Origin of the sequence: Streptomyces solincola (assembly GCF_002982015.1) — a bacterium.
In the GTDB taxonomy this organism is placed as follows: Bacteria; Actinomycetota; Actinomycetes; order Streptomycetales; family Streptomycetaceae; genus Streptomyces; species Streptomyces solincola.
Window position 1 is genome coordinate 1 of sequence record NZ_PVLV01000437.1, and the last position, 6,307, is coordinate 6,307.

Sequence of the window (6,307 nt, forward strand, 5' to 3'; positions counted from 1 at the left end):
GGCCTCGGAGATGTGTATAAGAGGCGGGCGTGCTGGGCACCCCCGGCGGCCCACCACGCGCACTCCACCGCCCCGACGGGCTACCCCGCCTGAGCCTGGTCGTGCGCAGCAACTGAAGGAACGTTCCTGCGTGGGCGCGCCCGTCCCCCGTGCGCCCACGCGGGCGTGCGTTCCGCTCCGGAAGGCGCCCCCGTTCAGCTCCGGCAGCCGCGCTGGCCCGGCCCCGGACGGTGCGCGCGTCCGGCCCCGGGAAGTGCGCGCGTCCAGCTCCCGGAAGTCCGCGCGTCCGGCTCTGGACGGTGCGCGCGTCCGGTCCGGGAAGTCCGCGCGTCCGGCTCCGGACGGTGCGCGCGTTCAGCTCCGGGTGGCGGTGGCGGCCGCGGCGAGGCGGTCCAGGGTGGCGGCGACCGCCGGGACCTGCGCCAGGTCGGGCAGGGTCAGGGCGACGACCTCGCGCACCACGGCCGGCTGCACCGCGACCGTGCGCGCGCCCCGCGGGCGTACCGACTCCACCGCCAGCTCCGGCAGCACCGCGACGCCGAGACCGGCCCCGACCAGCCCGACCACGGCCGGGTAGTCGTCGGTCGCGAAGTCGATCCGCGGCACGAAGCCGGCCGCCTCGCAGACCTGCACCAACTGGCGCCGGCAGCGCGGGCAGCCGGCGATCCAGGACTCCTCCGCCAGCTCGGCGATGCCCACCGAGCCGGCGTCGGCGAACCGGTGCCCTTCCGGGACGAGGCCCACCAGGCGGTCGGTGAGCAGGGGGCGGACCACCAGGTCGGTCCAGTCGTCCGCGCCGCCGCCGACCGGCGGACGGGGGCCGCCGGCGTACCGGAAGGCCAGCGCCACGTCGCAGTCGCCCTCGCGCAGCATCTCCACCGAGCGCGGCGGCTCGGCCTCGACCAGGGAGACCCTGGTGCCCGGGTGCTCGGCGCGCAGCGCGGCCAGGGCGGTCGGGACCAGGGCGGAGCTGCCGCTGGGGAAGGAGACCAGGCGGACGCGCCCGGCCCGCAGGCCCGCGATGGCGGCGACCTCCTCCTCGGCGGCGGTGAGCCCGGCGAGGATGCCGGAGGCGTGCCGCACCAGCGCCTCACCCGCCTGGGTGAGGCGCGTCTCGCGACCGGTGCGGACCAGCAGCGGAGTGCCGGCCGACGACTCCAGGGCCTTCATCTGCTGGCTGACGGCGGGCTGGGTGCAGCCCAGTTCGCGCGCGGCCGCGGAGAAGGATCCGGTGGCGGCGACGGCGCGCAGGACGCGCAGATGACGTGCTTCGATCACCCTGCCGATCATAAGGGAAGCTTGGAGGCGCAGGCGAATGACGCCCCTTCGCTTTGATCCTGTCGAGGAGTGGGACGAGGGTGTGGGGCCCGGCCGCCGTCCGGGTTAGCGTGCGGGCATGAGACTGCTGACGGTGAACGCGGGTGGGGTACGGCCGACCGAGGCGGCCGAGACGGGTGGCAGCGGCATCGACAAGCGGCCGGTGGACGGGCCGGTCCTGGTGCGCGACCCCGGGCCGAAGGGCGAGGGCGGCAGCGGCCTGGCCGGGGCCGGGGACGAGATCGGCGACCTGCGCCACCACGGCGGCCGCGACCAGGCGGTGTACGCGTTCGCCCGAGAGGACCTCGACCGCTGGGAGCGCGAGCTGGGCAAGCCGCTGGCCAACGGCGTCTTCGGTGAGAACCTCACCACCGGCGGGGTGGACGTGAACGGCGCGCTCATCGGCGAGCGGTGGCGGATCGGCGCGGACCTGGTGCTGGAGGTGACCAGCGGGCGCATCCCGTGCCGGACCTTCGCCGACCACCTGGGCGAACGGGGCTGGGTGCGGCGCTTCACGCAGGCGGCCGCACCGGGCGCGTACCTGCGGGTGATCGAGCCGGGCGAGATCCGCGCGGGCGACGCGATCGAGGTGGTGCACCGCCCGGCGCACGAGGTGACGGTCTCGGTCGCCTTCCGGGCCGCGACCATCGAACGGACCCTGCTGCCGGGCGTCCTGGCGGCCGCGGACGCCCTGCACCCGGAGCTGCTGGCCACGGCCCGCACCTATGTGGAGAGGGAGACGGCCGGGAGCGGCCGGGCCGCTGCCTCGGCCGGCCAGGGCTGAACGGAACGGGTCCGCCCGTACGGACCCAGGGGCGGTGCGGTTAACGTGCCGCCATGACGACTGCACTGATCACGGGGGCGACCGCGGGCATCGGCGCCGCCTTCGCACGCCGGCTGGCGGCCGACGGGCACGACCTGGTCCTGGTCGCCCGTGACACGGCGCGCCTGCGCGAGCAGGCCACCGAACTGCACGACCGGCACGGCATCGAGGCGCAGGTGCTCACCGCCGACCTGGCGACCGAGGAGGGGATCAGCGCGGTCGAACGGCGGCTCGGCGACCCGAAGCGCCCGGTGGACCTGCTGGTCAACAACGCCGGCTTCGGCAACAAGGGGCGTTTCCTGGACGTGTCCATGGACGACGAGCTGCGGATGCTGAAGGTGCACTGCGAGGCGGTGCTGCGGCTGACCTCCGCCGCCTGCGCCGCGATGCGGGGGCGCGGGCGGGGCGGCGTGGTGAACGTCGCATCGGTGGCCGCCTTCGTGCCGCGCGGCACCTACGGGGCGTCCAAGTCCTGGGTGGTGCAGTTCACCCAGGGGGTGGCGAGGGACCTGGCCGGCAGCGGGGTGCGGCTGATGGCGCTCTGCCCGGGGTTCGTGCGCACCGAGTTCCACGAGCGGGCCGGCATGGGGACGGACAACATCCCCGGCTGGATGTGGCTGGACGTCGACAAGCTGGTGGCGGCGGCGATGGCCGACCTCGCCCGGGGGCGTACGGTCTCCACTCCCGACCCGCGGTACAAGGCGCTGATGGGCGTGGTGAAACTGGCGCCGCGCGCCCTGCTCGGCGGCTTCAGCTCCCGCGCCGGCCGCAAGTACGGCCCGAGCTGAGCCGGCGGGGACCGGGCGCGGACAGGTGCGGGCGGGAATCCGGCGTCCGGTCGGCGGCCCGCCGACCGGACGTCGGCCGACCGGACCCCCGTGCCCCCGGCTTACCGGCCGCACCGGCCCACCATGGCTCCGTGCCGCTGCCGGCCCACCCGGGGCCCCATGCCGCTGACGCCCTACCGGGCCCCATGCCGCTGCGGCCCACCGGCCCCCCATGCCGCCGCCGGCACACCGGGGCTCCGGCAGCCGGGACGGCGGCGACCGGAGCGGCTCGGTGTGAAACGCCGCCACGCGGTGGGGCGGCGCCTGGCCGTACGACTCATACGGCTCGTACGGCGGCGGACGGACGCTCGGGCCCTACGGCCGGTACGCCGCGGGCGGGCGCTCGGCCTCACAGCTCGGGTACGCGGTGGGGCGCGGGCCCGTACGACTCGCGTACGCCGGGGCCCGGTAGCGCCGCGGGGCGCGGAGCCCGGGCCGGGTGGCGGCGCCGGGCGGGCGCGCTCCCCGCTCGGTCCCGGAGCGGGTCCGTCTCGATCGGAGACGGACACGGGACCCCGGCGAACGCAGCAGCCCCCCGTGCTCCCCTTGTCCGGGCTTCTGCGTCCTCCGGCTCCGGAATCATGAGCCGCCGATGATCGAACGTCAAGGTTCATCGCGCGAATGATCGAAACGTCCGACGTTCGATCAGACTCGGCTAGGGTCGGGTCACCGGCCGCCGTCCGGTCGGGCCACCACACCGAGGAGGGGGACTACCGCCGTGCGTGAGAGTGCTGCCGAACGTCATGACCGTCTGCTGGCGCTGGTACGGGAGCGCGGCACGGCCCGGGTCTCCGAGCTGGCCGTGCGGCTCGGCGTCTCCCCGGTGACCGCGCGCCGGGACGTGGAGGCGCTGGCCGGGCGCGGCCTGCTGGAGCGGGTGCACGGTCAGGTGTCCTGGCCGGGCGGCGCCGAGCGCGCGGCCGGGCACGGCGGCGGGCCGGCGGCGCCGGGCGGCGGACCGGTGCTCGGACTGCTGGCGCCCTCGGCGACGTACTACTTCGCCGAGGTGATCCGGGGCGCTCGGGAGGCGGCGGACCGGGCCAGGGCGCGGCTGATCCTGCGCATCTCGGACTACCGGCCGGAGGAGGACCGGGCGCGTACCGAGGGGCTGCTGGCCGCGGGGGCGGAGGGGCTGCTGGTCGCGCCGGGCTGGCGGGCGCCCGGCGACCAGGCGGAGCACGGCGAGTGGATCGCGGGGCTGCCGGTGCCGGCGGTGCTGCTGGAGCGGCGGGCGGAGCCGGGTTCGGCGCTGGACGGTCTGGACCGGGTGTCCTCCGACCACCGGCACGGGGTGCTGCTCGCGGTACGGCACCTGGTGGGGCTGGGGCACGGCGCGCCGCTGCTGGTGGCGCGGGCGGACACGCCGACCGCGCTGGCGGTGCGGGCCGGGTACGCGCGGGCGCTGGACGTGCTGGGGCTGGCCGCGCCCGGGCCGGTGGTCGACTCGGTGCCGGCCGAGGTGGAGCCGGAGGGCTTCGAGGCCGCGGTGCGGGCGCTGCGCGAGGCGGTGGCCTCGGGCGCGGTGACGTCGGCGCTGGTGCACAACGACGTGGACGCGATCCAGATGGTGCAGCGCCTGTCCGAACTGGGCGTGCGGGTGCCGGACGACCTGGCGCTGATCGCGTACGACGACGAGGTGGCGGCGCTGGCGGACATCCCGCTGACGGCGGTGGCGCCGCCCAAGCGGCTGGTGGGCAGATTGGCGACGGAGCTGCTGGTGGAGAAGCTGGCGGCGGGCGGGGGGCGGGGCGGTGCGGCGGCCGGCGACGGGGCGGAGGACGCGGCGGCGGACGCCCGGCGGCATGTGACGCTGCTGCCCGCGCTGCGGGTGCGCGCCTCCTGCGGCGCGGTGGCGGCCGAGACCCGATCCGAACCGGCTTGATCATATTTCGCTCAATCAATCTTTCGCTCTTGACTTCGCTCACGAACCGCTCGATCATCACGGCCACACCTTCCGCGCAGTCGTCCGGTCAGGAGAGCCGCCGTGAGCCGCTGTTGGACCAGAAACACCTCCGCCATAGCCGCCGCCGTCACCGCCCTCGCCGTCCTCACGGCCTGCGGCGGCGGTGGCGAGGGGGACTCCTCCACGCCGGCGGCCGACGGCAAGCCCGTCACCATCACCTTCTGGGGCTGGGCCAAGGGCACCAAGGAGACGGTGGACGCCTTCAACGCCGCGCAGCAGGACATCCGGGTGACGTTCGAGGAGATCCCGGCGGGCGGCGCGGGCGGCTACGCCAAGATCTCCAACGCGGTCAAGGCGGGCAACGCACCGGACCTGGTCTCCATCGAGTACCCCTCGCTGCCGGAGTTCGTCAGCCAGGGCGCCCTGAAGGACATCACGCTGCCCGACGGCGTCCGGGACGGGCTGCTGCCGCAGGCCGTGGAGCAGACCACGCTCGGCGGCCGGACCTGGGCCGTGCCGTTCGACGCCGCCCCGCAGGCGTTCTACTACCGCAAGGACCTGTTCGAGAAGTACGGCGTCGAGGTGCCGAAGACCTGGGACGACTTCCGGGTGGCGGCCGAGAAGGTGAAGAAGGCGGACGCCAAGGCGCGGATCGCGACCTTCTTCCCCGACGACCCGACCACCTTCGAGGCGATGGCCTGGCAGGCCGGCGCGCAGTGGTTCAAGGCCGAGGGCGACACCTGGAAGATCGACACCACCGACGCGGCCACCGACAAGGTCACCGCCTTCTGGCAGGGCCTGCTGGACGACGACCTCGTGCACAACGACGTCTCCTTCAGCCCCGAGTGGACCGGCTCGCTGAAGAACGGCACCACCATCGGCTACCTGGGCGCCTCCTGGGGCGCCGGAGTCCTCAAGGGCACCCTGCCCGAGCAGAGCGGCAAGTGGGCGGTGGCGCCCGTGCCGAGCTGGGACGGCAAACCCGCCAGCGGCATGCTCGGCGGCTCCACCTTCGCGGTGACCAAGGACAGCGAGCACGCCGAGGCGGCGGTGGAGTTCGCCACCTGGATGGCGACCACCGAGGAGGGCGTCCGGGCGCGGATCGGCTCCGGCACCTCCAGCGCCTTCCCGGCCGCGACCGGGCTGCGGCCGGTGGCCAAGGACGCCTTCGACGCCGGGTACTACGGCGGCCAGGACATCTACGCCCTCTTCGACGAGGCGGGCGCCTCCATCCGGGACGGCTGGGCCTGGGGCCCGGCCGGCGGCACCACGAACACCACCATCAAGGACCACCTCGGCAAGGTCGCCGGGGGCGACGCCACCGTGGCCGACGCGGTGAAGGCGGGCCACGACGCCACGGTGGCCGAGCTGAAGAAGCGCGGTCTGAAGGTCCGAGGCTGACGGCGTGAGCGACCGCGCCCCGGCCCCCTCCCGAAC

At 75.3% G+C, this 6,307-nt stretch carries 5 protein-coding genes; 4 read left to right on the forward strand and 1 reads right to left on the reverse strand.

Going from position 1 to position 6,307, the window contains the following annotated elements:
* Positions 1–354: 354 nt before the first annotated feature.
* Entirely contained in the window at positions 355–1,278 is a 924-nt protein-coding gene (locus C6N75_RS24015) for a LysR family transcriptional regulator (RefSeq protein ID WP_105870990.1), read from the reverse strand.
* A gap of 118 nt (positions 1,279–1,396) precedes the next feature.
* Here C6N75_RS24015 and C6N75_RS24020 point away from each other — a divergent pair, with 118 nt between their 5' ends.
* From C6N75_RS24020 to C6N75_RS24035, 4 genes are all read left to right on the forward strand, one after another.
* A complete protein-coding gene (locus C6N75_RS24020) occupies positions 1,397–2,101 on the forward strand; it encodes an MOSC domain-containing protein (RefSeq protein WP_105870986.1) in 705 nt (234 codons plus the stop codon).
* Positions 2,102–2,154: 53 nt separating this feature from the next.
* The gene (locus C6N75_RS24025; RefSeq protein ID WP_105870987.1) at positions 2,155–2,928 is read left to right on the forward strand and encodes an SDR family NAD(P)-dependent oxidoreductase; all 774 of its coding nucleotides are present in this window, start codon (positions 2,155–2,157) and stop codon (positions 2,926–2,928) included.
* A gap of 757 nt (positions 2,929–3,685) precedes the next feature.
* Positions 3,686–4,849 (forward strand): substrate-binding domain-containing protein, encoded by a 1,164-nt coding sequence (locus C6N75_RS24030; RefSeq protein WP_105870988.1) that lies wholly within the window; start codon positions 3,686–3,688, stop codon positions 4,847–4,849.
* A 102-nt stretch (positions 4,850–4,951) separates the two neighbouring features.
* Complete coding sequence (locus C6N75_RS24035) at positions 4,952–6,271, forward strand: ABC transporter substrate-binding protein (protein WP_105870989.1); 1,320 nt, start codon at positions 4,952–4,954, stop codon at positions 6,269–6,271.
* The last annotated feature ends 36 nt before the right edge of the window (positions 6,272–6,307 follow it).

Bases quoted from the DNA above. Each gene is read 5' to 3' on its own strand.
- C6N75_RS24020 (WP_105870986.1), top strand. From the start codon at position 1,397: ATGAGACTGCTGACGGTGAACGCGGGTGGGGTACGGCCGACCGAGGCG.
- C6N75_RS24025 (WP_105870987.1), top strand. From the start codon at position 2,155: ATGACGACTGCACTGATCACGGGGGCGACCGCGGGCATCGGCGCCGCC.